36 protein-coding genes and 1 pseudogene are annotated in these 22962 nt (G+C 36.8%); 35 read left to right on the top strand and 2 right to left on the bottom strand.

Translation table 11 applies throughout. The annotated features are described in order from the left end of the window. The first annotated feature begins 88 nt into the window (after positions 1 to 88). The 34 genes from FFONT_RS02575 (at position 89) to FFONT_RS02410 (ending at position 19950) form a co-directional block, all read left to right on the top strand. Positions 89 to 1132, top strand: coding sequence for a 50S ribosomal protein L3 (locus FFONT_RS02575; RefSeq protein WP_014557662.1), 1044 nt, complete (start codon positions 89 to 91; stop codon positions 1130 to 1132). Between the two features lie 12 nt (positions 1133 to 1144). Further along, positions 1145 to 1963 carry a 50S ribosomal protein L4 gene (gene rpl4p, locus FFONT_RS02570; RefSeq protein ID WP_014557661.1) on the top strand — a complete coding sequence of 273 codons (819 nt, stop codon included), beginning with the start codon at positions 1145 to 1147 and terminating at the stop codon, positions 1961 to 1963. Next, positions 1960 to 2220 carry a 50S ribosomal protein L23 gene (locus FFONT_RS02565; RefSeq protein WP_014557660.1) on the top strand — a complete coding sequence of 87 codons (261 nt, stop codon included), beginning with the start codon at positions 1960 to 1962 and terminating at the stop codon, positions 2218 to 2220. Before rpl4p ends, FFONT_RS02565 begins: the two co-directional genes overlap by 4 nt. 10 nt (positions 2221 to 2230) lie before the next feature. After that, positions 2231 to 2962 (top strand): 50S ribosomal protein L2, encoded by a 732-nt coding sequence (locus FFONT_RS02560; protein WP_148683553.1) that lies wholly within the window; start codon positions 2231 to 2233, stop codon positions 2960 to 2962. A gap of 78 nt (positions 2963 to 3040) precedes the next feature. After that, complete coding sequence (locus FFONT_RS02555) at positions 3041 to 3283, top strand: hypothetical protein (RefSeq protein ID WP_014557658.1); 243 nt, start codon at positions 3041 to 3043, stop codon at positions 3281 to 3283. Between the two features lie 56 nt (positions 3284 to 3339). After that, positions 3340 to 4281 carry an AAA family ATPase gene (locus tag FFONT_RS02550; protein ID WP_014557657.1) on the top strand — a complete coding sequence of 314 codons (942 nt, stop codon included), beginning with the start codon at positions 3340 to 3342 and terminating at the stop codon, positions 4279 to 4281. Between the two features lie 4 nt (positions 4282 to 4285). Further along, positions 4286 to 5593: a vWA domain-containing protein gene (locus FFONT_RS02545; protein WP_014557656.1), complete on the top strand. Its 1308-nt coding sequence runs from the start codon at positions 4286 to 4288 to the stop codon at positions 5591 to 5593. 125 nt (positions 5594 to 5718) lie between these two features. Continuing rightward, the gene (locus FFONT_RS02540; RefSeq protein WP_014557655.1) at positions 5719 to 6135 is read left to right on the top strand and encodes a 30S ribosomal protein S19; all 417 of its coding nucleotides are present in this window, start codon (positions 5719 to 5721) and stop codon (positions 6133 to 6135) included. An 11-nt stretch (positions 6136 to 6146) separates the two neighbouring features. Then, on the top strand, positions 6147 to 6617 hold the full coding sequence (locus tag FFONT_RS02535) for a 50S ribosomal protein L22 (RefSeq protein ID WP_014557654.1): 471 nt from the start codon (positions 6147 to 6149) through the stop codon (positions 6615 to 6617). Between the two features lie 11 nt (positions 6618 to 6628). Then, positions 6629 to 7384: a 30S ribosomal protein S3 gene (locus FFONT_RS02530; protein ID WP_014557653.1), complete on the top strand. Its 756-nt coding sequence runs from the start codon at positions 6629 to 6631 to the stop codon at positions 7382 to 7384. After that, on the top strand, positions 7381 to 7584 hold the full coding sequence (rpmC, locus tag FFONT_RS02525; RefSeq protein ID WP_014557652.1) for a 50S ribosomal protein L29: 204 nt from the start codon (positions 7381 to 7383) through the stop codon (positions 7582 to 7584). The genes FFONT_RS02530 and rpmC overlap by 4 nt, the downstream gene beginning before the upstream one ends. Before the next feature lie 6 nt (positions 7585 to 7590). After that, a complete protein-coding gene (locus tag FFONT_RS02520) occupies positions 7591 to 7875 on the top strand; it encodes a ribonuclease P protein component 1 (RefSeq protein WP_014557651.1) in 285 nt (94 codons plus the stop codon). 7 nt (positions 7876 to 7882) lie between these two features. Further along, positions 7883 to 8233, top strand: a complete 351-nt coding sequence (locus tag FFONT_RS02515) for a 30S ribosomal protein S17 (protein ID WP_014557650.1) — start codon at positions 7883 to 7885, stop codon at positions 8231 to 8233. Between the two features lie 7 nt (positions 8234 to 8240). Beyond that, the gene (locus tag FFONT_RS02510; RefSeq protein ID WP_014557649.1) at positions 8241 to 8657 is read left to right on the top strand and encodes a 50S ribosomal protein L14; all 417 of its coding nucleotides are present in this window, start codon (positions 8241 to 8243) and stop codon (positions 8655 to 8657) included. Positions 8658 to 8671: 14 nt separating this feature from the next. Beyond that, complete coding sequence (gene rplX / locus FFONT_RS02505) at positions 8672 to 9148, top strand: 50S ribosomal protein L24 (protein WP_014557648.1); 477 nt, start codon at positions 8672 to 8674, stop codon at positions 9146 to 9148. After that, positions 9148 to 9894 carry a 30S ribosomal protein S4e gene (locus FFONT_RS02500; protein WP_014557647.1) on the top strand — a complete coding sequence of 249 codons (747 nt, stop codon included), beginning with the start codon at positions 9148 to 9150 and terminating at the stop codon, positions 9892 to 9894. The genes rplX and FFONT_RS02500 overlap by 1 nt, the downstream gene beginning before the upstream one ends. Positions 9895 to 9904: 10 nt before the next feature. After that, the gene (locus tag FFONT_RS02495; RefSeq protein WP_148683552.1) at positions 9905 to 10462 is read left to right on the top strand and encodes a 50S ribosomal protein L5; all 558 of its coding nucleotides are present in this window, start codon (positions 9905 to 9907) and stop codon (positions 10460 to 10462) included. Positions 10463 to 10473: 11 nt separating this feature from the next. Next, positions 10474 to 10638, top strand: coding sequence for a 30S ribosomal protein S14 (locus tag FFONT_RS02490; protein ID WP_014557645.1), 165 nt, complete (start codon positions 10474 to 10476; stop codon positions 10636 to 10638). 11 nt (positions 10639 to 10649) lie between these two features. After that, a complete protein-coding gene (locus tag FFONT_RS02485) occupies positions 10650 to 11051 on the top strand; it encodes a 30S ribosomal protein S8 (RefSeq protein ID WP_148683551.1) in 402 nt (133 codons plus the stop codon). 15 nt (positions 11052 to 11066) lie between these two features. Then, positions 11067 to 11615, top strand: a complete 549-nt coding sequence (locus tag FFONT_RS02480; protein ID WP_148683550.1) for a 50S ribosomal protein L6 — start codon at positions 11067 to 11069, stop codon at positions 11613 to 11615. After that, positions 11612 to 12001 (top strand): 50S ribosomal protein L32e, encoded by a 390-nt coding sequence (locus FFONT_RS02475; RefSeq protein ID WP_014557642.1) that lies wholly within the window; start codon positions 11612 to 11614, stop codon positions 11999 to 12001. Before FFONT_RS02480 ends, FFONT_RS02475 begins: the two co-directional genes overlap by 4 nt. Next, a complete protein-coding gene (locus FFONT_RS02470; protein ID WP_014557641.1) occupies positions 11994 to 12455 on the top strand; it encodes a 50S ribosomal protein L19e in 462 nt (153 codons plus the stop codon). Before FFONT_RS02475 ends, FFONT_RS02470 begins: the two co-directional genes overlap by 8 nt. Before the next feature lie 7 nt (positions 12456 to 12462). After that, positions 12463 to 13062, top strand: coding sequence for a 50S ribosomal protein L18 (locus FFONT_RS02465; protein ID WP_014557640.1), 600 nt, complete (start codon positions 12463 to 12465; stop codon positions 13060 to 13062). Between the two features lie 6 nt (positions 13063 to 13068). Then, on the top strand, positions 13069 to 13707 hold the full coding sequence (locus FFONT_RS02460; protein WP_014557639.1) for a 30S ribosomal protein S5: 639 nt from the start codon (positions 13069 to 13071) through the stop codon (positions 13705 to 13707). Between the two features lie 14 nt (positions 13708 to 13721). After that, the gene (locus tag FFONT_RS02455) at positions 13722 to 14237 is read left to right on the top strand and encodes a 50S ribosomal protein L30 (protein ID WP_148683549.1); all 516 of its coding nucleotides are present in this window, start codon (positions 13722 to 13724) and stop codon (positions 14235 to 14237) included. Positions 14238 to 14247: 10 nt separating this feature from the next. After that, positions 14248 to 14694, top strand: coding sequence for an uL15 family ribosomal protein (locus tag FFONT_RS02450; RefSeq protein ID WP_014557637.1), 447 nt, complete (start codon positions 14248 to 14250; stop codon positions 14692 to 14694). Positions 14695 to 14720: 26 nt separating this feature from the next. After that, entirely contained in the window at positions 14721 to 16106 is a 1386-nt protein-coding gene (secY, locus tag FFONT_RS02445; RefSeq protein WP_148683548.1) for a preprotein translocase subunit SecY, read from the top strand. Between the two features lie 83 nt (positions 16107 to 16189). Beyond that, entirely contained in the window at positions 16190 to 16810 is a 621-nt protein-coding gene (locus FFONT_RS02440; protein WP_014557635.1) for an adenylate kinase, read from the top strand. Positions 16811 to 16878: 68 nt separating this feature from the next. Continuing rightward, positions 16879 to 17160 carry a 50S ribosomal protein L34e gene (locus FFONT_RS02435; protein WP_148683547.1) on the top strand — a complete coding sequence of 94 codons (282 nt, stop codon included), beginning with the start codon at positions 16879 to 16881 and terminating at the stop codon, positions 17158 to 17160. Between the two features lie 53 nt (positions 17161 to 17213). Beyond that, on the top strand, positions 17214 to 17783 hold the full coding sequence (gene cmk, locus FFONT_RS02430) for a (d)CMP kinase (protein ID WP_014557633.1): 570 nt from the start codon (positions 17214 to 17216) through the stop codon (positions 17781 to 17783). 110 nt (positions 17784 to 17893) lie between these two features. Continuing rightward, positions 17894 to 18190 carry a 50S ribosomal protein L14e gene (locus FFONT_RS02425; RefSeq protein WP_014557632.1) on the top strand — a complete coding sequence of 99 codons (297 nt, stop codon included), beginning with the start codon at positions 17894 to 17896 and terminating at the stop codon, positions 18188 to 18190. A gap of 115 nt (positions 18191 to 18305) precedes the next feature. After that, positions 18306 to 18632, top strand: coding sequence for an H/ACA RNA-protein complex component Cbf5p (locus tag FFONT_RS02420; RefSeq protein ID WP_014557631.1), 327 nt, complete (start codon positions 18306 to 18308; stop codon positions 18630 to 18632). A 17-nt stretch (positions 18633 to 18649) separates the two neighbouring features. Continuing rightward, entirely contained in the window at positions 18650 to 19360 is a 711-nt protein-coding gene (locus tag FFONT_RS02415; RefSeq protein ID WP_014557630.1) for an RNA-guided pseudouridylation complex pseudouridine synthase subunit Cbf5, read from the top strand. Then, the gene (locus FFONT_RS02410; protein ID WP_014557629.1) at positions 19357 to 19950 is read left to right on the top strand and encodes a class I SAM-dependent methyltransferase; all 594 of its coding nucleotides are present in this window, start codon (positions 19357 to 19359) and stop codon (positions 19948 to 19950) included. Before FFONT_RS02415 ends, FFONT_RS02410 begins: the two co-directional genes overlap by 4 nt. A gap of 22 nt (positions 19951 to 19972) precedes the next feature. Here FFONT_RS02410 and FFONT_RS02405 read toward each other — a convergent pair whose 3' ends face one another. Then, the gene (locus FFONT_RS02405) at positions 19973 to 20968 is read right to left on the bottom strand and encodes an SIS domain-containing protein (RefSeq protein WP_014557628.1); all 996 of its coding nucleotides are present in this window, start codon (positions 20966 to 20968) and stop codon (positions 19973 to 19975) included. Between the two features lie 183 nt (positions 20969 to 21151). Between FFONT_RS02405 and FFONT_RS07285 the strand changes: the two are divergent. Continuing rightward, positions 21152 to 21424: pseudogene (locus FFONT_RS07285) on the top strand (transcriptional regulator); the annotation flags it as partial. Between the two features lie 223 nt (positions 21425 to 21647). On the opposite strand, the gene FFONT_RS02395 reads toward FFONT_RS07285, so the two are convergent. Further along, positions 21648 to 22583 (bottom strand): PLP-dependent aminotransferase family protein, encoded by a 936-nt coding sequence (locus FFONT_RS02395; RefSeq protein ID WP_148683545.1) that lies wholly within the window; start codon positions 22581 to 22583, stop codon positions 21648 to 21650. Positions 22584 to 22962 lie beyond the last annotated feature (379 nt).

The following is a 22962-nucleotide window of genomic DNA, read 5'->3' as shown; positions in this document are numbered from 1 at the left end:
AAAGAGAGTCCCGGTAAAACTTATATTTATATTTAGTTTAGTTGGCAAATACATGCTGACCGGGCTACTCTCGGATGGTAGGTGAAAGATGGGTCATAGAAAGAAAAGCGCTCCTAGAAGAGGAACTCTAGGGGTAAGGCCAAGGCAGAGATTTGAAGGAATTGTACCAAGAGTAAGGACTTGGCCTGTATTAGAAGAAAAGAAAATTTTTCCTTTAGGTTTTATAGGATATAAGGTAGGAATGACACATGCACTTGTGGTAGATGATAGAAAAACATCTATAACATTCGGGAAGCAGATCTTCACTCCAGTGACTTTGCTAGAGACTCCTCCAATGATCCTGGCTGGAATAAGAGGTTACAGCTTTGATATAAATGAAGGCAAGCAACCATTAACTGAGGCATGGGCAACCGGTGATACCTTAAAGAACACGAACATAGAAAGGCTAATAAAAAGCTTTTCTCCAAATTCAACACAACAAAAATTAGAAGAGCTAGAGAAATCTCTCTCCGAAATGGCCGAATTGAGAGCGCTTCTTTTATCTCAGCCGACTTTAGCGGGAGGCATCTCAAAGAAGAAACCTGAATTAATTGAAGTTGGATTGTCAGGAAAAGACTTAAAGGCGCAGTTCAGTTATGCAGTTGAGAAATTGGGGAAAACTATTAAGATTTCTGAAATATTTAATCCTGGAAAATTTGTCGACATCATTGCAGTAACTAAAGGAAAGGGATTTCAAGGTCCTGTGAAAAGATTTGGAATAAAAGTATTGCCGAGATGGCATAAGCATAGAAAGGCAGCGAGAAAAATTGGAGCTAGGGGTCCAGGTATGGGCGCTCTCTCTACAGCTCCTCAGGCAGGTCAAATGGGATTCCACCAGAGAGTGGACTACAACAAAAGAATTCTGTATATAGCTGATACAGAAGGAAAAGATAAGGAACTGTTAGCAAAAATAAACCCCTCCAGTGGATGGCATAAATATGGATTAATCAGAACAGATTTCGTGATTCTTGCAGGAAGCATTCCTGGTTCAAGAAAAAGACCAGTGATATTAAGGCAACCTGTGAGACCTCCAAGTTGGATACCTGAGGGCGCGCCTAAGATAACTTATCTCCACAAAATTGGTGAGTTGTGAGGTGAGTGAGTAATGGTTATAGTTGTTAATAATAGCGCAAAAATAGAGGTCGATGTATTTGACAAAAATGCTCAGCCTAAGGAGAAAACAGAACTACCACTAGTATTTTACATTCCGATAAGAAAAGATCTAATAAGAAGAGCCTTTCATGCTGAGTTTACAGCGGGACTACAGCCGAAAGGAAGAGATCCGATGGCAGGAAAAAGAACCCCAGCTGAAAGTTTAGGTGTAGGAAGAGGGTTGGCCAGAGTACCTAGAGTACCGGGAACATCAGAAGGAGCCTTTGCTCCGATGACGGTCGGAGGAAGAGTTGCTCATCCTATAAAGACTGAGGAAAAAATAGTTGAAGAAATAAACAAAAAAGAAAGATTGTTAGCCACAGCTTCTGCAGTTGCTGCAACATCTTCGATAGAATTTGTGAAGAAAAGAGGACATAAGTTCACGTCTACTGCTCTTCCAATTGTACTAGATAGTAGCATAGAAAAAGAGATCACCAAACTTTCAGAGGCAAAAGAGCTCCTGAAAAAATTAGGCGTCTGGGAGGATGTCGAAAGATCGTATAGCAGAATAAGGATAAGGTCAGGAAAGGGAAAAATGAGAGGAAGAAGATATATTGAGCCTAAAAGCTTGCTATTTGTACTTTCTTCAATCAATACTCCTTTTGCAAAAGCGGTGAGAAACTTGCCTGGAGTTGATGTGGTAAGCGCTGATAATCTGTCAATACTGCATTTAGCTCCTGGGGGCGTTCCTGGCAGATTGACTATCTATACAAAAGATTCTCTATTAAAGCTTCAAGAAAGATTTAAAAATATTAGGGTGGTATTGAGATGAGCGAAGAATTTGTAATAATTTCACCACTTCACACTGAGCTTGCGCTCAATTACATAGAAAAGTATAATACAATCGTCTTTGTAGTTGATAGAAAGGCAACAAAGCTAAGGATAAAAGAGGAAGTTGAGAAAAGATTTGGCGTAAAAGTTGAAAAGGTCAGAACAGAAATAACTCCAAAAGGAGAGAAAAGAGCTTTTGTTAAACTTACCCCAGAATATAAGGCTGAGGAAGTAGCTACAAGATTAGGACTATTATGAGGTGGAAAATATGGGTAAGAAAATAAGGCAACAGAGAGCCGGAAGAGGCTCACCTACATTTAGGAGCAGAAAGCATCTGCATGAAGCGCCTGCAGCATATCCTGCAATAAAAGAAGATGAGACATTCAAAGGACATATCGTAGAGATCATTCACGATCCTGGAAGATGGGTTCCTCTGGCAAAAGTGAAGCTAGAAAATGGGGTTGAATTCTATACAATAGCATCAGAAGGATCATATATTGGTCAGGAAATCGAAATAGGACCAAATGCTAAACCTGTAAATGGAAATATACTCCCGCTTCAGTCAATACCCGAAGGCACGCAGGTATTCAATATTGAGATAAAGCCAATGGATGGGGGAAAGCTTGTGCGGACAGGTGGCGGATATGCCCAAATAATAAGTAAAGGTGTAAATACAGTGACAGTTGTGCTTCCTAGCGGCAAGTCAAAGGAAATTGATGGTAGGTCGAGAGCTACAATAGGAGTTGCAGCAGGAGGAGGAAGAATAGAAAAACCCTTATTAAAAGCTGGAAACAGCTATTGGAAATGGAAGCCGAAAGCAAGAAAGTATCCAAAAGTCAGAGGAGTAGCTATGAACGTAGTATCTCATCCGTTCGGTGGAGGTCACCACCAGTCTGAAAGTAAGCCAACTACTGTGTCTAGGAATGCTCCTCCAGGGAGAAAGGTTGGTCATATTGCTGCTAGGAGAACTGGAAGGAGAAAAGGAAAAGTTCAGCAGTAATTCCCCTCTAGGATGACCTAATTTTTAATCTGAAATAGGTGTAGATGGGTGCAAACAGGGACTGGAGGCTAGAAAGAGATGAAGGCTTACAGAATTTTCTATACAACTTTTTATGACGATGATCACGAAAATGTAAAAAAGAAGCTGAATGAATTAATAGGAATAGAAGCGTTAGATCATAAGTCGTTCGTAAAGGAATTCAGATATTTAGAATACCGTTCAGAATCTTTGAAGCCAGGTCTTGAAGAAGAAATAAGGAGGATAGCAGAGGAAGTTTTAGGTAAGAAATCCTATATAAAAGTTGATTTTATTAGTCTTTAACTTTTATTTAATAATTGATTGAGCTTTTATATAATTTAAAAAAAGGAAGTTAAAAAATGGCTGATTCTCTTACAAGTGAGACTGATCCTATAGAAGTTAAAGTAAGAGACATTTATGAACAGGCATATCCGAGAATAAGAGAAGTAAGAAATCCTATTGAAGCAAAGAAAATTTTGAGAGAAGAGTACAAGCTGATCGTAAGCGAGGGACTAATAACGCTTGTATTTGCAGCATTTATTGATGGTCTCCCCGTTCTCTTTGAAGGTCCTCCAGGTACAGGTAAAACTGAAATTGGAGAAGCACTTTTAAGCCTTTGGGCTGGGAGAAAGGCCATTATCCTTCCTTGCAGCGAGAACTATGATGAGTATAGAGTCCTAGGAGACTTCCATCCTATGAAAGCTTACAAAGAAGGATTTAACGAGGAATCTTTTATTCCAAGGCCTCTGCTTGCTGCTTTAATACTGGACAGCGGAATACTCATTGATGAGATTAGAAGGAGTAGCGAAGAATTTCAAAACCTATTGCTCGACGTCATAGACAAGAGAAGAATAATCATCCCGGAACTAAAAAAGGTATATAAAGCTAAGGGAATCGGCTTTCAGCTGATTTTTACTAGCAATCCTGAAGACCTAGCACAAAATGAGCTAAGCGACGCATTTATGAGGAGGGTAGTGAGGATCAAGCTCGACTATCCGCCACCAGACAAAGAGATTGAGATCATTAGATTAAGACTTGGAACAGTTTCTTCTTTAATATCAGAAGACATGATGATGAAGGGAATAGAAGCCATTAATGTATTGCGAAAATCAGATTTGATGTACAAACCAGGAATCGCTGATAGCGTTAGATGGATGGGAATTAGCGCGAGGATCGCGATGCTGAGAGGGCATGAGAGAGTCAGTGAAGAAGACCTGCTGGAAGGCGCAAAAGCCACTCTACTCAAGAGAAATGATGAGGAAGAAGCAGTAATAAAAATTATAAAGAGATTCTTCGGGTAAGATTATGCTTTCTGATGAAATTAATTTGGATGAAGTAATTAGTATTGTACAAGGAATTGCAGGTAGGCTGAGAGAGAGAAACGTATTGGTAAGTACAAGTGAAATTGAAAATGCTGTAAAATTATATATTACTGCAACTCAACTTTCTCCATATGGCTATTTTCCGTTGAAGCCAGTGATTGAATCTGTATTTGTGAAGAGGAAATATGATGAGGAAATATTTAATGATGCTTGGAGGGACATTAGCAAAGTTTCTTATGGAGAGAAAATAAGAGCTTCAGAAAAACCGAAGGAAAAACTCTTGAAGGGAAAAAGGATAGAGGAAAAAGAAGAGCATGAAAGTTTAGATATAGCTAGAATGCAAAAACTAAGCGTTGGAAAATTAAGAAAAATGGGAAAGTTCAATGAGGAGAATAAGAGAAAGCTTGAGATTGCGAGAAAAATAAACACCTTACAGAAATACTATGAAACAGGAAACAGAGGGTATATAGATTTACTTGAAAGTGAGCTGAAAGCTTCGCAAAAAAAGAAAGGAAGCTATGAAAGTAAAGATTCTTATTCGGCTTCTAGCAGGTATGAGGCAATAGAAAAGTTGCTTTTTAGAATTGTAGAGAATCCCGATAATGCAAATGCTTTATTGGCTCTTTCAAAAATTACAGGGAGCGATTTACCTATAGAAGCGATCAAATATTTTGTTAAGAAAAGGAAAACGTTTTTGGTTGAAAAAATTGCGGCTTCTATATTTAAGAGGTCAGGCGGGCTTCTCAAAGGGAAAAAATATGAAAAAGGGTATATCTATGGAAGGGTTGATATTAGAAAAACGCTGTTTGAGCTTTCAAGAAACCACCCCGAAGAGCTCGTATTTAAGCAGAAAAAGAGAGAGAACGGTGCTATTTTAGTAATAGATAAAAGCGATAGCATGAGAAAGAGGTCAACTTCAGTTATTAAAATAGCTTCTCAATACTATCCCTTTCTTAAATCCTTGATTCTATTTGATACCGAAGTAAAGGTGAAAAAAATAAGCAGATCGAGCTCGAGATGGAACATAGTTAAAGATCTTCTTTCGATGAACTTCTCTGGCTATACAAATATAAGTAAGGCATTAAGGCAAGTAATAGAAATTTCAAAACCGAAAGATACCGTCATAATAATAAGTGACATGGAGCAAACAGTAGAAGACGAATTTTATATATCATTAATAGACAAACTAATACGGAAAAAAGTCAGACTGATCATATTCACTTCTGAGGAATATGCTAAGATATTCAAGCAGATTTTTCCAAGTTCTGTGAATGTGAAACTTATTCTATAGCTTTTAAGCTATATCAAGAAAAATAGTTAATGCTTATAAACCGGAATTTAGAAACCAATTATAGCATTCAGATTAAAATCTAGCTTAGAAAGTTTATGCGTACCTCAAAGAGGAATGATTTTGTCATGAGCAAGCCAGAGATAGAGAGCGAGTGGAAAAATTTCCGATATAGAGGGATTAAGTTTGATAAGCTTATAGAAATATCAATGGATGAGCTCGTTTCACTGTTTCCAGCAAGAGAAAGAAGAAGCATAACTAGGGGATTCACACCAGAACAGATCAGATTCCTCCAGAAAATAAGAAGAGGTAAAAAGGAAGGTAAAAAGGTCATAAAAACCCATCTGCGAAATATGATAGTACTTCCAGAAATGATTGGGCTGACAATCGCTGTATACAATGGAAAGGAGTTCATTCCCGTGAGGATCACACCTGAAATGCTTGGTAAAAGGCTAGGAGAATTTGCTCCAACTACAAAGTCAGTAAAGCATGGAGAGCCCGGGCTTAAAGCGACTAGAAGCTCAATGTTTACAGCAATTAAGTAAGGTGATATTTTATGGGTGGATGGAACTATAGCTTAAAACTAGAGGATGAAAGCAAAATAGCAAAGGCTGTTATGAGAGATCTTCCAATCAGTCCTAAGAAGGTCCATAACTTAGCAAGGGCAGTTAACGGCATGATGCTTCAAGATGCGAAAAAATACCTAGAAAGAGTTATTGCAAAGGAGGAGGCAGTCCCTCATTTCATTCACAGAAAGAAAATACCTCATCACAAAGGGTTAAGTGAAAGATGGGGGATACCTGTGGGCAAGTATCCAGTAAAGGCAGCAAAGTTTTTGCTGAAAGCATTGAACAATGTTGAAGCAAATGCGGAAAGCAAAGAGTTGGATGCCGAAAAGCTGAAAATAATTCACTTAAGCGTTCAGCAGGGGTATACATTAAAGAGGTATATGCCAAGAGCATTTGGAAGATCAACACCTAAATTTAAGAGATATTCTAACATCGAAGTAATAGTAAAGGAGGTTTAAACGGTGATATTATGGTTAATATAAAAAGGTATTTTATCGAAAAAAACATGTCCGTTGTGAAGGTTGATGAGTACTTAGCTAAGCAGTTCTATAGAGCTGGCTATGCTGGTGTTGATGTATATAGGACTCCGCTAGGCACTAGAGTAGTTATTCGTGCAGAAAGACCAGCATTTATAATAGGAAGGAGAGGTCAGACAATAAAGACTCTTTCCAACGTATTTGAAAATTATTTCGGTCTTGAAAATCCTCAAATTACAGTTATGCCAGTAGAAAATCCCGATCTGAACGCAAGAGTAGTTGCATTCAGGTTGGCTGTCTCTCTTGAAAGAGGTTTCCACTTTAGAAAGCTCGCATTTGCGGCTTTAAGAAGAATTATGGCCGCAGGTGCTGCAGGTGCAGAAATAATAATAAGCGGGAAAATTACAAGCGAAAGAGCAAGGTATGAGAAGTTTAGGGCAGGAAAGATCTACAAGACTGGAGAGCAAGCCACTTATATAGTTGATAAAGCAGTAGCTCATGCACTTCTTAAGCCTGGAATCTATGGTGTAAAAGTCATTATCGTAAAACCGGAGAGAACAAAGGATTCTATAATAATAAAGTCGCCTGAGGAAATTGGGATAAACAAAGAAAGCACTGCAAAAGAAAAGGAACAAAAGGAGGAAATGGGTGAACAGATTAGCACTCAAGCGCAAGAATCTAGTTCACAACAGGTATTACAGCCGCAAGAGGAAAGCACAGAAGAAGAAGGAGAAGGTGAAACTCAATGAGCATGAATGCAGATGAAATTAGAAAGCTTACTCCTGAACAAAGAAAGGAAAAGCTCAATGAACTTAGGCTTGAGCTTTCAAAACTTCAAATGCAAGCACATGTTGGGACAGTTGACAATCCTGGAAAGATAAAGGTGCTTAGGAAGACGATAGCCAGAATTTTGACTATAGAAAACGAAGAAAAGAGAAAAAAAGGGTAGCGGCAAATGAAAAAATCAAATATAACATTTGGAGACTTGTTTGGTTCAGAGGTTGAAGTTTTAATGTATCCAGATAGGAATGTGATTGGTTTAATTGGTATAGTTGAAAATGAAACTCAAAAAACAATTTCTATTTATAGAAATGAAAAAACTATTACACTTTTTAAAGATTATATTGTTTTTAAAATTAGGTCAAAAAATTCCGAAACAGTAATATATGGGAATGAAATCGTTGGTAGACCTGAAGATAGAACAAAGGAAGTAATAAAGAAAAAAATAGGTTTGAGGTGAGCAACTAATGGGTGTTAAGAAAGAAGTAAAGAACCCAGGTATTCCAGGCGTTTCCATACCGGAAAAAAAGTGTAATGATCCTAATTGCCCTTTTCATGGAACTATAAAGGTAAGAGGTATGCTTATTACTGGAAAAGTAGTCTCAGATAAGATGGATGGAACAGTAGTTGTAGTACACGATTATCTCTATTACGACAAAAAATATAAAAGATACGAAAAAAGAAAGAGTAAGATACACGCACATGTTTCACCTTGCCTAGACGTTAAAATTGGAGACACCGTAATAATAGGAGAGACCAGGCCTATAAGCAAGACTGTCTCCTTTGTAGTTTTAGGGAAGCCAACTGCTCAAGGGTGAGAAATAAATGGCAAAAAGAACTGGTACAGCATTTAGCAGAAGAAAAACCACGTATGGTGTTCAAGTAGGAACCAGAGTAGTTGTTTCCGACAACAGTGGTGCTAGAGAAGCAATGATAATAGGAGTTCCTGGTTATAGGGGAAGGTTGAGGAGGATACCGAAGGCTGGAATTGGAGATAAGGTAATTGTTTCGGTAAAAAAAGGAATACCTGAAATCAGAAAGCAGGTACTTCCTGCTGTTGTGATAAGGCAGAGAAGACCATATAGAAGAAGCGATGGAACTTGGGTAGCATTTGAGGACAATGCTGTAGTAATAATCACCCCTGAGGGGACTCTAAAAGGGAGCGAGATTAGAGGTCCTGTCGCTAAGGAAGCTGCTGAAAGGTGGCCAAGCTTGGCAAATATGGCTTCAATTATAATTTAGGAGGTGTATATAGGATGTCGCTCACAAAAAGCATAAAACCTAAGAAACAGAGGAAGATTTTATTTAATGCTCCACTCCATATCAGAGAGAAACTCGTTACATCACCGCTTTCAAAGGAGCTAAGAAACAAATATGGAATAAAAAGGCTTCCTGTCAGAAGTGGGGATACAGTAAAAATAATGAGAGGAAATAATGCAGGCTTAGAAGGCAAAGTTGTGAAAGTAAACAGAAAAACTGGAAGAGTGCATATTGAAAAAGTTACTAGAGATAGAGCAGACGGAACGCCTGTTTTCATTCCAATTCATGCGAGTAAGGTTATGATTACTAAGCTAGATCTTAGCGATAAAGAGAGAAAGCAAATAATTGAGAGAAAGACTGGTAGAAAAGTAATAGAGGAGAAGGAGGAAGAAAAGAAGGAAACCGAAACAGCTGAAGCAAAAGAAGAAAAAGAAGAGAGTAAAGTTGAGAAATCTGAGGAGGTTGGAAAGTAATGGCTAGAATGGGAGGAAGTAAACATTTAAGAAGTTACTCTGCGCCAGATTTTTGGCCAATTAGTACAAAGGAGCGATTCTGGGCCATAAAACCAAGCCCAGGCCCACATAGCCTTTCATCCTCAATACCGTTAGGAATAGTATTAAGAGATTATCTCAAATATGCTAGAACAAAAAGGGAAGTTATTAGAGCATTATCGATGGGACTTGTAAAGGTTGATGGAAAAGTAAGAAAGGACTATAAGTACCCAGTAGGAGCTATGGACGTAATCGAAATTGTCCCGTCTTCCCTCTTCTTTAGGGCAGTCCCCAACATGGATAAGTTTATCAGCTTTGTAGAGATCCCGAAGGAAGAGGCCTCGATAAAACCATTGAGAATTGAGAACAAGACAACGGTAAATCATGGACATATACAGCTGAATTTGTTCGATGGAAGCAATATATTGATAAAAGTTTCAGATCCAAAGAACCCAACAGAAGTTCCATACAGAACTCTTTCAACTGTTATAGTGAAAATTCCAGAAAGGGAAATAATCGATTATATTCCTTTGGAAGAAGGAGTATATGCAATTATATTCGGTGGAAAGAACACGGGGATTATGGGAAAAGTGAAGGAGATAAGAAAAGGTATGAAAAGATATAGGAGCTTGGTAGTTATTGAAACAGATGACGGCTCTATCGCTCAAACAAGTTTAGACTATGTCCTAGCTATTGGAAGAGAAAAACCCATTATAAAATTGATGTAGGGTGATAAGTTTGAGTACAGTCACAGAGGAAGTCAATAAATTCATAGAAGCTTGGAACGAGAATCCTATGCTAAAGCCGAGAATAACAAAAGTAACGGTAAACGTTTCTTTAGGTCAGGGAGGAGAGAGGCTTGCTAAAATTGCTGAAGTTCTTAAGGAAATAACCAACCAGGAGCCAAAACTTAGAAAAGCAAAGAGAACAATAAGAGATTTCGGCATAAGAAAAGGTGAAAATATCGCAGTAGCGGTGACACTTAGGGGAGAAAAAGCTACAAAATTTTTAAAAAAGGCTCTTGAAGCTGTAGGGAATAAAATTAATAAGGATAGCTTTGATGATAACGGGAATGTTTCATTTGGAATAAAAGAACATATTAGCATTCCAGGAGTTAAGTATGATCCAGAGATAGGAGTTTTTGGAATGGACGTCTGCATAACAATAGAGAGACCTGGATATAGGATAAAAAGAAGGAGGGTTAAAAAAGCGAAAAGGATTCCAAGAAGGCATAGAGTAAAAAAGGAAGAAGCAATAGCTCTTCTTTCAAATGAATTTAATGTAAGAATTGTATGAGGTGTTTATACTTGACAAAATATGTTCAACCGAGGGAAAGAAAATATGGAAAAGCAGTAATTAAATGCCAAAGATGTGGATCTAGGAAGGGGGTTATTAGGAGATATAACCTCTATCTCTGCAGGCAGTGCTTTAGAGAATTGGCCTATGAAATGGGGTTTAAGAAGTATAGTTGAGGTGATCCTCATTGGTAATGTTAGATACGCTGTCAAATGCTTTGAATGAATTGACCAATGCAGACAGAAGAGCTAAAAAAGAGGTAATCATATCACCTGCTTCAAGGCTTATAATTCAAACTATGAGGCTTCTGCAGAGTGAAGGATACATAGGAGAGATCGAATATATAGATGATGGCAGGCAGGGAAAGCTGAAGATACAGCTTCTAGGAAGAATCAATAAAGCTGCTGCAATAAAGCCGAGGTATAGTTTGAAGGTAAGTGAACTAAGCGCTTTGCCGGAATGGCTGAAGAAGAAATTACCCTCTAGAGAGATCGGAATCCTAATAATTTCAACATCGAAAGGGATCATGTCACACCATCAGACAATAAAAGAGAACATTGGAGGTATATTGTTAGGATATGTTTACTAAGAAGAGGTGGAGTCCTTGGTTAAGAGCGTACATGTAGTTGAGGAAGTTGAGATTCCTGAGGGAGTAAAAATTAGTATTGAGGGAATGAAAGTCGTGGTCGAGGGTCCAAAGGGGAAAATCGAGAAAGATTTTTCACATACAAGGAATGTAGCCATATCATTAAGTGATGGAAAGGTGGTTGTTGAAAGTTATTTTGCTAGAAGGGAGCAAAAAGCTTTGGTTGGAACAATAGCAGCCCATATAAGAAACATGATAACAGGGGTGCAGAAAGGATATAGATATAAACTTAAGATCATATCTTCACACTTCCCTATCTCGCTTGAACAGAAAGGAGATGTGATCCTAGTAAAAAATTTCTTAGGGGAAAAATCTCCCAGGAAAGCAAGAATCATGCCTGGGGTTAAAGTGAAGATTGAAAAGGAAGACGTAATTGTTGAAGGATTAGATATTGAAGCTGTTGGTCAGACTGCAGCTAATTTAGAACAGGCTACAAAAGTTAAAGAATACGATAGAAGAGTGTTCATGGATGGTATATATATCTACGAGAAAGGTGAGGCTAAATGAGCAAGGAGATGAAAAAGTTGCTATTGAAATTGAAAAAAAGTAAGCCAGAATTCAAAAGGCATCTGTTCCACATGTTTATAAAATTTAGAAACCAAGACAGCTGGAGAAAGCCAAAAGGAATTGATAACAAAATGAGGCTAAAATATAAAGGTTATGCGAAACCAGTGGAAATAGGATATAAGAATCCTGAAATAGTAAGAGGAGTACATCCTTCTGGCTTGAGGCCAGTTGTCATTGAGAGCAGATCTCAGCTCGAAAATTTAGATCCAAAAATTCATATAGTTTATTTATCTTCAAAGCTTGGATTAAAGAAAAAAATTGAGCTTATGAAATTGGCTAGAGAAAAGGGATTAAGGATTGCGAATGAGGTGAAAGTTATTGAGTGATTATACACTGCAAAAAAGGCTTGCTTCGAAGATTTTGGGCATTGGCGAAAGCAGGGTGAGGATATATATTAAAAGCGATGACGATAGAGAGGATCTGGAAAATGCAATAACTGCTGAAGATATCAAAAAGCTTATAAAAAGAGGGGTAATCACTGAAGAGCCTGAAAAAAGCAATAGCAGAGGAAGGTGGAGAGAGCTAAAGGAGAAGAGAAGCAAAGGGCAGAGGAGGGGACCTGGAAAAAGAAAAGGTGTGGCATCTGCAAGGATCGATCCTAAGAGAAGGTGGATAAGTAGCATTAGGAAGATGAGAAGATATCTGAAATACCTTAGAGACAAAAAAATTATAACAACGCAACAGTACAGGAGATACTACAAGCTGGCGAAAGGTGGAGCATTCTCTTCATTGTCAGTATTGAGAATGCATATAGAAAAGGAAATAGGTCAGAAGAGGTGATTGTGATATGGTAGTAGGAGGACCTAGATACAAAGTAGCTAGGCGGAGGAGAAGAGAGGGAAAAACGAATTATAGAAAAAGGTATACTTATGTTTTCTCTGGAAGGATAAGGTTAGTTGTAAGAAAGACGAATAAGTATATCGAAGCGAAAATAGTTGATTGCGATCCTAAAGGAGATTTAGTGAAAGTATCTGCTCATAGCATAGAACTTATAAAAAAATACGGGTGGAAGGGTTCAGGTAAATCAACACCAGCCGCTTACTTGCTAGGGTATCTCATTGGAAAGAGGGCAATTGAGAAAGGCTTGAAAGATGCTGTATTAGACATCGGATTATATAGAGTGGTAAAGCAGTCAAAGCTTTTTGCGGTCGTAAAGGGTGCAATTGATGCAGGCTTAAAAGTGCCAGTTTCCGAGGAAATGCTTCCTTCGGAAGGAAGAATAAGAGGAGAGCATATAGCAAATTATGCAAAAATGCTTAAAGAAAGCAATCCTGAACGCTATAATAGGCAATTTTCAAAGATTATAAATAGTGGGCTATTGCCCGAAGAATATGTAGCACATTTCGAATCAGTATTAAATGCAATAAAAAATGAAAAGAAGGGGTGAAAACGGATGGCTTTCGAAGCTCAAGGCGTATCTTTAGAAGAATGGGTTCCTAGAACCAAAGTAGGGAAGATGGTAAAGGAGGGAAAAATTACTAGCATTAATGAGCTATTTGAAATGAACCTTCCTATACTAGAACCTGAAATTGTTGATTTTCTTCTTCCAAACCTTCAGCATGAAGTAATTGATGTAGGCATTGTACAAAAGCAGACCGACGCAGGTGAGCTTTCTAGATTTAAAACAGTAGTAGTGATAGGAAACGGAAATGGATTTATTGGAATAGGAACTGGAAAGGCTAAACAGCTAAGATATTCAATCGAAAAGGCAATTACTAATGCAAAACTGAATATCGTTCCAATAAGGAGGGGTTGCGGAAGCTGGGAGTGTATGTGTGGCTCCCCCCACAGCGTTCCATTTATAACAAGAGGAAAAAGTGGTAGCGTAGAGATCGTTCTCTATCCTGCTCCGAAAGGTACAGGATTAGTTGCTGGCGATATTGCTAAGATAGTTTTGAGGTTAGCTGGAATAAAGGACGTATGGTCAAAGAGTTTTGGTGAAACGAGGTCAACATATAACTTTGCAAAGGCAACGTATAATGCTCTGAAGAATACGTATTCATTTGTAACACAAGATGATTGGAAGGCATAAAAGGTGAATTAAAGATGCAGATACAAGCTGTTAACCAAAATATAGATAATAATAAGAATAGTCTTATTGTCATTATTCGGATGAAGGGAAGGACAAATATTAGACATGATGCAGAATACACTCTTAGGCTCTTCAGGCTATATAGAAAATATCACGCTTCAATTTATCCATCAAATTTTCCAGGATTAAGCGGAATGCTGAACAAAATAAAGAATTACGCTACATGGGGAGAGATCAGCAGAGAGATGCTAATAGAGCTTTTGAAAAAGAGAGGAAGAATAGTAGGCGGAGAGAAGTTCACGCAGTCAATTCTTTCCGAAAAATTGAATGTTAAAAGCATAGAAGAGTTGGCTGATAAAATTATTAACGGAGAAATAATATTGCATGAACAGGAATTGATAAAGCCTGTATTTAGATTAAGACCTCCAAAGAAGGGATTTAAGAGGAGCACTAGGAAGACTTTTAGTGAAGGAGGAGAGTTAGGTTATAGAGGCAATGAAATCAACGAACTTTTGAAAAAAATGATCTGAGGTGCAGAATATGGTTGTTAGATTTAGGAGAAAAGTTAGGAAGCTTAGAGGAAGAACCAGAACGATGGGTTGGGGAAGAATTGGACAGCATAGAAAAACAGGAAGTAAAGGAGGAAGAGGAGCTGCTGGAATGCTGAAGCATAAAGAAAGCTGGATGAGGAAATACGCTCCTGGATGGATTGGCAAGCATGGATTTACAAGTCCATACGAAAAGAAAGAAAAGGTTTATGAAATAAATCTGTTACAATTAGACGAGCTAGTAGAAGAATTGGCGTCAAAGGGAGTACTAAAGGAAGATTCAGGGAAACCGATTATTGAACTAGATAAGCTGGGGTTTACGAAGCTTCTTGGAACAGGAAGAATTAGTAGGCCTATTAAAGTAGTGGTAAAAGAGGCTAGTGAGAAGGCAATTGAAAAGGTCAAAAGTGTTGGCGGAGAGGTTATAACAGAAGGCTAGAAAATTTTTGGAGAGTGAGCAATTACTTGGGTTTTCTAGATGCTTTAGCAAAATTTTCTTATATTCTTCCAACTGTGAAAAAACCCTCAAGAAAGTTGTCATTGTATAGAAGATTAGGAATTACTGGTTTAGTTTTAGTTCTATATTTAATTATGGCTGACACGCCATTATACGGTGTGCCATATACTTCTCAGTCTCAGATTTCTCTTTTTCAGATTTTGTTTGCTGCGAATACAGGTACATTAATGGAGCTAGGAATCGGACCTATCGTCACAGGCGGTTTGATACTCCAGATATTGGTTGGAGCAAAACTCATAGACTTAGACCTTTCAGATGTTGACGATAGGAGAAAGTTTACTGAGGCTCAAAAAACTCTTTCATTTCTATTTGGTATTTTTGAAGCGCTAGCATATGTGCTTGCTAGCAGGTATTGGCCATACGTAGGTAATCCAATAACCGGTTCTCAGGCTAGCTGGGCAATAAGGATAGGTGTATTATTGCAACTTACTTTTGCTACTTATCTTGTTATGGTTTTCGATGAGATGCTTCAAAAGGGTTGGGGAATCGGAAGTGCAATATCATTGTTTATTCTTGCTGGAGTAGCTAAGACAATGTTTTGGGATCTTTTCGGTTATACTCCACAATATGCACAGCAAATAGGTCTCATACCGTATATTGTTCAGGCTACAGAAGCAAACAATCTTACCAGCATAGTTGTAAGGCAAGGTCTTCCAGATGTAGTAGGATTATTGGCGACTATTATAGCAATTATTGGGTTGGTCTATTTGCAAGGAATGAGAGTGGAAATACCTGTTACCAGCCAAAAATACGGAGGGATAAGGAGCAAAATCCCATTGCAATTCTTGTACGTTACTAATATACCTATACTTCTTGTGGGGATAATAGTATCGGATTTCCAGCTGTTTGCTAACGCTTTTGCTTCGATTTCTGGAACGCAGAATTTAGGATATAGAATTTTATATGAACTATCTTACTATCTTAGCCCTCCAAGAGGCTTATATTCTGCTACTGCTGACTTAACAAAGCTTTTCATTTTCATTATAAGCTGGGTGGTTTTAAGCGTATTATTTGGATATATGTGGGTCGAAATAGCAGGACTAGGGCCTAAGGAGCAAGCAGATAGATTAATAAAGGGAGAGCTTGACATCCCCGGTGTGAGAAGAAACCCAAAATTCTTTGAGAAGATGTTAGCAAAGTACATATATCCGTTGACTGTTCTCAGCAGTTTAATAGTCGCTTTCATAGCAATAGTAGCTGATATATTTGGAGCATACGGCTCAGGAACAGGTATACTCCTGGCAGTTGGAATTATTAATCAATACTATATGATGATAGCGAGAGAGAGGGCATTAGAAGCATATCCGTTATTAAAGAGAATAATGGGAGAGTAATTTTTCTTTTTTCAACATAACTCATGCTTGATTGAGTTGGGAATCAAAGTTAAAACAGGTTAATAACTAAGTAGGTGTTTTAATTGGTTACCAGAAATGCATTCAAAACAATAATTGTAACCGGAGTTCCTGGTGTAGGAAAAACAACAGTATTGAATGAATTAAAATTAGAAGCATCAAAGAAAAGCATTTATATAAAAGTACTGAACTTTGGAGATTACATGTTTTTTGAAGCGCAAAAAAGCAAGCTTGTAAATAACAGAGATGAGCTGAGAAAATTACCACATAGAGTCCAACTTCAACTTCAAGAGGTAGCAGCTCGGAAAATAATCGATGAAGCTAATGTTTCGCTTAAAGCAAATGATGTGCTTATAATAGATACACATGCTGTAGTAAAGACTAAAACTGGTTTTTGGCCTGGTCTGCCGCAACACGTTATAACACAGCTCTATCCAGATTCAATAGTTCTTATTGAAGCAGAACCGAGGGAAATAATTGATAGGCAAGCTAAAGATACAACAAGGGAAAGAAAGGATATTTCAGGAAAAGGAATTCAAGATCTAGTAGAGCTAATGAATATGGCCAGAATTGCTGCTATGAGCAGTGCAACCTTGGTTGGCGCTAGCGTTTTTATTGTTGAAAATCCCCAGGGGAAAGCAAATGAAGCGGCACAAAAAATACTTGAGCTAGCTATGAATCTATGATCAAAATTTTTTAATCTTTTCTGCAAAATTTTCATAAAAGTTAATTTTTAATCGTAGAGGTGGGTTTTTTGCCTCGCCCATCTCAAAGGACAAATAGTAAAGCAAAAGTTAAAATAAGAACTCCAGGAGGAATAAACAAAATCCATTACAAGGAAAGGAAAAGGTCTTTGCATAGATGTATGTACTGTGGAAGACCGCTTGGCGGTACTCCAAATGGTAGCTATGTAGAGATTAAAAGATTAAGCAAAACTAAGAAAAGACCTAATAGAATTTTCGGCGGTGTGGTCTGTCCCGAATGCTTGGCAAAAATAATTAAAAATGAAGCAAGAAAGTTAGTCGCAACCAGTTGAGGCCTTAAATATATTTTTTAATAAGCTGTCTTTTATTAATTTTTAAAAGGTTGATGCAATTGCCTAACAACGTCATTGTTATAGGTGGTCCAGCTGGAAGCGGAAAGACTACTTATTCAACTTATATAGCTAAAAAGCTGGGTTTTTCCTATGTTAGTTCTGGAATGATATTTAGAAGTATTGCTAAAGAAAGGGGCTTGAGCATTTCTGAGCTTAATGAACTCGCTGAAAAGGATAGTAGCATTGATTATTATATTGACAGAAGGACTTTGGAAGAAGCGATGAAGGGCAATGTGGTTTTAGAGGGTCATTTAGCTCCCTGGATTGTTTCAAATATAGCTGACTTGAAAATTTACTTCAATGCTTCTTTGAAAACTAGGGTTATGAGAATAGCTGAGAGGGAGAAGAGGAATTGGAAGGACGTTTTGATTGAAACTGCAAAGAGAGAGTACAGCCAGGCAATGAGGTTTAAAAAAATGTATGGCATAGATGTGCTAGATCTAAGTATTTTCGACTTCATTGTAAGCACAGAAAAACTGACAATAGAACAGGTAAAATTTATTGTCGATCAAATTATTGAATATGCAATAGAGAATAAAAAAATACAGCCTGCAAGCATTTAAAATAAAAATATTAAACTGTTTTTTAAATTAATTTGTTTGAAAATATATTTATTAGATTTTGTAGGCTTTAAGAACATAATACAAAAATTTTTTACAAAGAGGTGTGTAGGGTGCCTGCTATAGAAATTGGTAGGGTTTGTGTAAAGACGTATGGTAGAGAAGCTGGTAGAAAATGTGTAATAATAGATATAGTTGACGAAAATTTTGTTCTGGTAACTGGTCCAAAGAACATAAGTGGAGTTAGGAGAAGAAAAGTCAACATTAATCATATAGAAGTTTTAGATGCCAAGGTTCCGATAAACAAAGGTGCAAGCGATGAAGAAGTAGAGAAGGCAATAAATGCTGCTGGACTTACTCAGTTCATGAGAGAGAGGATTAAAATTTCTAAACTTCCTGCGGTTATCTGACATCTTAACATAAAGATTTCTTTGTTTCAAGAAAATTTTTTGGGAAAATTTCTGCTTTTTAATTTAATAAAACATTAAATTAGCTGATTTTTTAAATTTTATAAAGGTGTAAGATTTGAAGACGGCAGATGTAATAAATGAAATTGAAAATAGGATCTCGGAATTCTGTGGAAAGAGCGAGTGGTGGAACATCTTAGCAGAGGAAATTGTTGAGATTGAGGGAAAAGCCTCTAATCCTTTTGAGAGGGACATTAATTCTTTAATTGAAAGAGGAATTATAGTTATTGACAAACCACCCGGTCCAACTAGCCATGAGGTTGTTGCATGGGTAAAAAGAATGCTTGGAGTAAAAAAGGTAGGGCACGGGGGTACTCTAGAGGGGCTCCTCGATGGAGATCCCGGGGAAACCCCAAAGTCACAGGTGTCCTGCCTGTTGGATTAGAAAAGTCAGCAAAAGTAATGCCATATGTGGTTCATTCTGTTAAAGAGTATGTATGCGTTATGGAGCTTCATGATGAAGTTAATAATGAGGAGCTAAAAAGAGTAATTGAAATGTTTAAGGGAAGAATTTATCAGAGACCCCCGGTGAGGTCAAACGTTAAAAGAAGGATAAGAATTAGAAAGATTCATGATATAGAATTATTAGAAAGAAAAGGCAATCATGTGCTGATGAGAATTAAATGCGATGCGGGTACATATATGAGAAAGCTTTGCCATGATATTGGGTTGCTTTTAGGAGTTGGAGCACATATGAGAGAGCTCAGAAGAACCGTAAGTGGACCTTTTACGGAAGATCACGCAGTAAGAATGCAGGAGTTGAGTGAGGCTATTTATTTGTGGAAAAACTACGGTAATGACAGCGCTTTGAGGAAAATGATTTTACCAGTAGAATTAAGCACATGTATATTGCCAAAAATATTAGTTAAGGACAGCGCAATTTCTTCCCTTTTGTATGGAGCGCCCCTCGCTAAAGGAGGTGTTGCAGCTTATAGCGAGGATCTGCAGACAAACAAAATTGCAGCAGTATTTACCTCAAAAATTGAGCTGATCGGTATATATGAAATTTTAAACAATCCAAAAAAGAACAAAAACGGAAAAGTAGTTGGAAGACCTCTCGCAGTAATTATGGAAAGAAACTCATATCCTAAGAACTGGGGTAAAAAAATTTGAGTCCTCATTATTTTTCAAAAAAGCAAAAATACACCTACATAGATTATATGATTACATATACATTGAATAATATTCAGCTAAAACTTTATTCTTCGCCTTCTGTCTTTTCAAGTGATGAAATAGATCCAGGAACTGACCTTCTGCTTAAAAATTTGATTATTCCTGAAAAAGGAAATGTGCTGGATTTAGGCACAGGCATAGGAATTATCGGTATATACTTAGCAAAAGCCAACCCAAAACTCCACGTATATATGAGCGATGTCAATCCCATCGCAATTAAGCTTTCAAAGAAAAACATAAAGGAAAATAACGTAGAGAAAAATACTGTAGTTGTTGAATGTAACTTATACGAAAAGTTTAAGGAGAATTTCTTTGTTGCTATTTACACAAACCCACCTATCTCTGCCGGCTGGGAAACAATTGAGAAAATAATTACAGATGGGATTAAATATTTACAGGAGAAAGGGGTTCTCCAGATGGTTCTTTCTGTTGGGCACGAAAGAGCATTAGAAGTCGGAAAGAAAATTTACAAATCCGTTGAGATTATAGAAAAAAAGAAAGGATATGCAATAATCATTTTTAAAAAGTGAATAAAATTTTTATAAGGAGATATTAGAAGCTTCTATTACCTAAAACAGAGCTAAGTTTTTCCTTGTAAACATCTATAGAAGAGGTTTCATCCGGATCTATGTCATAAATTGATGCTAATTTTAAGCTTACCAATCCAGACAATTTAAATCCTCTCACGATTTCATTTAAAACACCATCACTTCCTAAGTCTACCTCAGTTATTTTTAAATTTAAAGCCTCTTTAAAAGACTCGTAGAATATGTTATTGAAAAGCATTTTTCCTCCTATGCTTAAAATTTTTATTCTATCTTTGTAGAACATCAGAAGCCTATTAATGCCTTCAATAGAATTATGCAAGAACTCCGGGATCTCTTCGACAAAGGAGATTGATTTTGAATTTTCAGCGAAATCGTTTTTGAACCTAATAGCTACGGATAAGTATGGTTTAGAAGATATAAATATAACGATTTTGTCCTTTGCTTCGTTAGCAATATTTTTAGCGTAATTTTCAAGGTCTTCCTTTAATACTTCTATCGAAGAATGAAGTTTTTCGTTATTAATTGCTCTTAGAACGTTATTTTTCACTAATAACCCAAGGATGCTATAGAAGATCTCAGGAAAATCGCCCCTTGGAAGGAGTTTGGGAGTTAGTTTTATCATACAGCTTTTGTTTTCTATTGCAAATTTCTCAAGTAGGCCTCCGCTTGTGATAACAAGAGTTTTAGCGTTTTCTTCTAATAATTGCTTGTAGGCAGAAAGAGTTTCAATTGTATTGCCTGAATAAGATATCACAATAAATAATGACCTTTCATCTGGTTTGAATGGTATAACATTCGATTTTACTGTAGTAACTTTAGCATTCATACCGTAAAAATGTGAAATATCTTCTAAAGTATTCCCTACTATTCCCGAGCCTCCCATTCCAACAATCACTATTTCCCTAGGCGAAAAATCTATGCATTCTTCGTTAAGTCCTTTTTCAAGCCCGATTTTTGCAAGTTCGTACCATTTTTCAAAAATTTTGTTCAATTTATTCATTATAGATTCCCTTGCTTATTCGTATCGCATTTTATAATTATAAATCGCTTTTTTAAATATCTTTTTATTTCGAAACATCTCCAAAAGATCAATTATGTTTAAACGCGCGATTTTGCTTAAATACTTAATATTACCAGAAATAACAAATTGTATTAAAATAATTTTTAAGATGGTAAAGCTATCATGTCAAAGGACAAGTATATAGGCATTCTACTTATCGCGGTTTCCGCAATAGTAATAGTTCTCTACGGGTACATACTATTTTTAACGAGCTACTCAGGAATACTTATTGAGCTGACGGCATTCATAGCTATATTAGGGATATTCGGAATCGTTGGATGGATAGGATACACTCTCGCAACAACTCCTCCTCCAAAGCCTATAGAGGAGATAGAGAAGGAGATAGATGAGGAGCTTAAGAAATTAGAGCAGGAGCAGAATGTGGAGCAGAAAACGCGGAGCGAAGGTAATGCACAGGGAGAGAAGAAAGAAAACATTGTTGGCAATTATAGTGATCAGACAGCCAAAGCGGTTGAACAAAAAGAAGTCTCTTCACTACTTAAAGATGAAGAAAAAGATAGCAATAGCGGAAAAGGTAATGAGGACGCCGTCGGTGAAGTGGTTAAAAAAGAAAAGGGTCATATAAGAAAATCGAGAAAAAGCAAGAAAAGTTGATAAATTATAATTTTGGAAAAATTACATAATACTTTTCTCCTAGAAACAAGTACTCTCCAGCTTTTTCGAGCTCTGCTTTCTTTGAAAGCTCTTTTAAAACCTTTTCATTTAACGAACTGGCGACAAAATACGGAGCTAGTGATTCAAATACTATTCCCCCATTCGATCTTATCACGTTAATAAGCTCTTTCTTCTTTTCTTCTAGCTTTTCTTTAATTATATTGATTCTGTTTAGCAATTCATTATCTGAAAGTATCCTTCCGTAAAGTGAAAGACAATCAATGCATAGTCTTTCTTCGTTGTTAGTTATTAAGCTCAATGTCTCAAAAACTCTGTGAGAATTAGTGTACAATAAAATCAATGGGTTCTCATAAAGACCAAATATCTTATGAAGTTTTTTAATTACTAGAACTTCAGCTTCTCTGAATTGGTCTAGTAATCTTGCAAGCTTTTCATTTATTATAATTTGATTGAGATCATTATCAAAAAGGAAATCATATGTTGAATCTACGACAACTAATCCGTTTAGTTTCTTTGCAATTTCTACAATTTTCTCTTCATTCATGAAAAAACCAAGGGGTATGTTAGGATTAGAAGCGTAGCTCATGCATCCCTCTTCTTTAAGCTCATCTTCTTTAAAGACGATTGAATTACCGTTAAAATAATAAGGATTAGAGAATATAATCCTTTTTCCCGTAAAAGTAGCTATTAGACTTAAATCCTCCTCTCCTGTAGTGGGGGAAAAAGTTTGAATGCAATCCGAATCTGAAGATATCGCAATGCTTGTTAGAGGGACTTCGTGAAATAAAGCAAATTCCAGTCCAAACTTTTTCAATCTTTCTTTTATCGTGTTTATGTATTCTAGATTCCGTGTTCTCCCCATTTCATCTCCAATGACATCCTTAAATGCCCAAGTCGGAATGAGCTTAATGGCAGGCACCTCTTTCAGTTTGTTCAATGAAGTTATTTTGATTTGAAAGTAATATTAATAGTTTTCATGCTTAAAATTAATTATTATAAGCAGTCGTACCATATGCATGTTATGATCAGAATGTTCACTTTTTTGATTACTAATAAGAAAAAATTTTAACAAAAAATGAATTATTATTTTTAAGTTCTAATAGTGTGGTGAAGAAATATAAATAAGAAAATTAAAGTATCACTGATTATTAATACAGCTGTAATTCTAGCGCTATTAATTTTACGAATTTATGGCTTTTTTTCTTTTCTAGATATTAGCATTAATAGCTCTTATGGAGGAAAATACAATTCATTTGTTGAAATTTTTTCTGAAACGGCGAGCATATATTCATTTGTCA

Source organism: Fervidicoccus fontis Kam940, from assembly GCF_000258425.1.
Classification (GTDB): Archaea; Thermoproteota; Thermoprotei_A; order Sulfolobales; family Fervidicoccaceae; genus Fervidicoccus; species Fervidicoccus fontis.
The sequence above is the reverse complement of the archived record's forward strand: the minus strand, read 5'-3'. Positions and strand labels throughout refer to the sequence as shown.

Coding starts and splice junctions, on each gene's coding strand:
- FFONT_RS02575 (WP_014557662.1), top strand. CDS start 89: ATGGGTCATAGAAAGAAAAGCGCTCCTAGAAGAGGAACTCTAGGGGTA.
- FFONT_RS02455 (WP_148683549.1), top strand. CDS start 13,722: ATGCAGATACAAGCTGTTAACCAAAATATAGATAATAATAAGAATAGT.
- FFONT_RS02540 (WP_014557655.1), top strand. CDS start 5,719: ATGAGCAAGCCAGAGATAGAGAGCGAGTGGAAAAATTTCCGATATAGA.
- FFONT_RS02555 (WP_014557658.1), top strand. CDS start 3,041: ATGAAGGCTTACAGAATTTTCTATACAACTTTTTATGACGATGATCAC.
- FFONT_RS02405 (WP_014557628.1), bottom strand. CDS start 20,968: ATGAATAAATTGAACAAAATTTTTGAAAAATGGTACGAACTTGCAAAA.
- FFONT_RS02530 (WP_014557653.1), top strand. CDS start 6,629: ATGGTTAATATAAAAAGGTATTTTATCGAAAAAAACATGTCCGTTGTG.
- FFONT_RS02550 (WP_014557657.1), top strand. CDS start 3,340: ATGGCTGATTCTCTTACAAGTGAGACTGATCCTATAGAAGTTAAAGTA.
- FFONT_RS02460 (WP_014557639.1), top strand. CDS start 13,069: ATGGCTTTCGAAGCTCAAGGCGTATCTTTAGAAGAATGGGTTCCTAGA.
- rpmC (WP_014557652.1), top strand. CDS start 7,381: ATGAGCATGAATGCAGATGAAATTAGAAAGCTTACTCCTGAACAAAGA.
- FFONT_RS02500 (WP_014557647.1), top strand. CDS start 9,148: ATGGCTAGAATGGGAGGAAGTAAACATTTAAGAAGTTACTCTGCGCCA.
- FFONT_RS02535 (WP_014557654.1), top strand. CDS start 6,147: ATGGGTGGATGGAACTATAGCTTAAAACTAGAGGATGAAAGCAAAATA.
- FFONT_RS02415 (WP_014557630.1), top strand. CDS start 18,650: ATGCCATATGTGGTTCATTCTGTTAAAGAGTATGTATGCGTTATGGAG.
- FFONT_RS02565 (WP_014557660.1), top strand. CDS start 1,960: ATGAGCGAAGAATTTGTAATAATTTCACCACTTCACACTGAGCTTGCG.
- FFONT_RS02450 (WP_014557637.1), top strand. CDS start 14,248: ATGGTTGTTAGATTTAGGAGAAAAGTTAGGAAGCTTAGAGGAAGAACC.
- cmk (WP_014557633.1), top strand. CDS start 17,214: ATGCAATTGCCTAACAACGTCATTGTTATAGGTGGTCCAGCTGGAAGC.
- FFONT_RS02545 (WP_014557656.1), top strand. CDS start 4,286: ATGCTTTCTGATGAAATTAATTTGGATGAAGTAATTAGTATTGTACAA.
- FFONT_RS02465 (WP_014557640.1), top strand. CDS start 12,463: ATGGTAGTAGGAGGACCTAGATACAAAGTAGCTAGGCGGAGGAGAAGA.
- rplX (WP_014557648.1), top strand. CDS start 8,672: ATGTCGCTCACAAAAAGCATAAAACCTAAGAAACAGAGGAAGATTTTA.
- FFONT_RS02510 (WP_014557649.1), top strand. CDS start 8,241: ATGGCAAAAAGAACTGGTACAGCATTTAGCAGAAGAAAAACCACGTAT.
- FFONT_RS02520 (WP_014557651.1), top strand. CDS start 7,591: ATGAAAAAATCAAATATAACATTTGGAGACTTGTTTGGTTCAGAGGTT.
- FFONT_RS02515 (WP_014557650.1), top strand. CDS start 7,883: ATGGGTGTTAAGAAAGAAGTAAAGAACCCAGGTATTCCAGGCGTTTCC.
- FFONT_RS02560 (WP_148683553.1), top strand. CDS start 2,231: ATGGGTAAGAAAATAAGGCAACAGAGAGCCGGAAGAGGCTCACCTACA.
- rpl4p (WP_014557661.1), top strand. CDS start 1,145: ATGGTTATAGTTGTTAATAATAGCGCAAAAATAGAGGTCGATGTATTT.
- FFONT_RS02475 (WP_014557642.1), top strand. CDS start 11,612: ATGAGCAAGGAGATGAAAAAGTTGCTATTGAAATTGAAAAAAAGTAAG.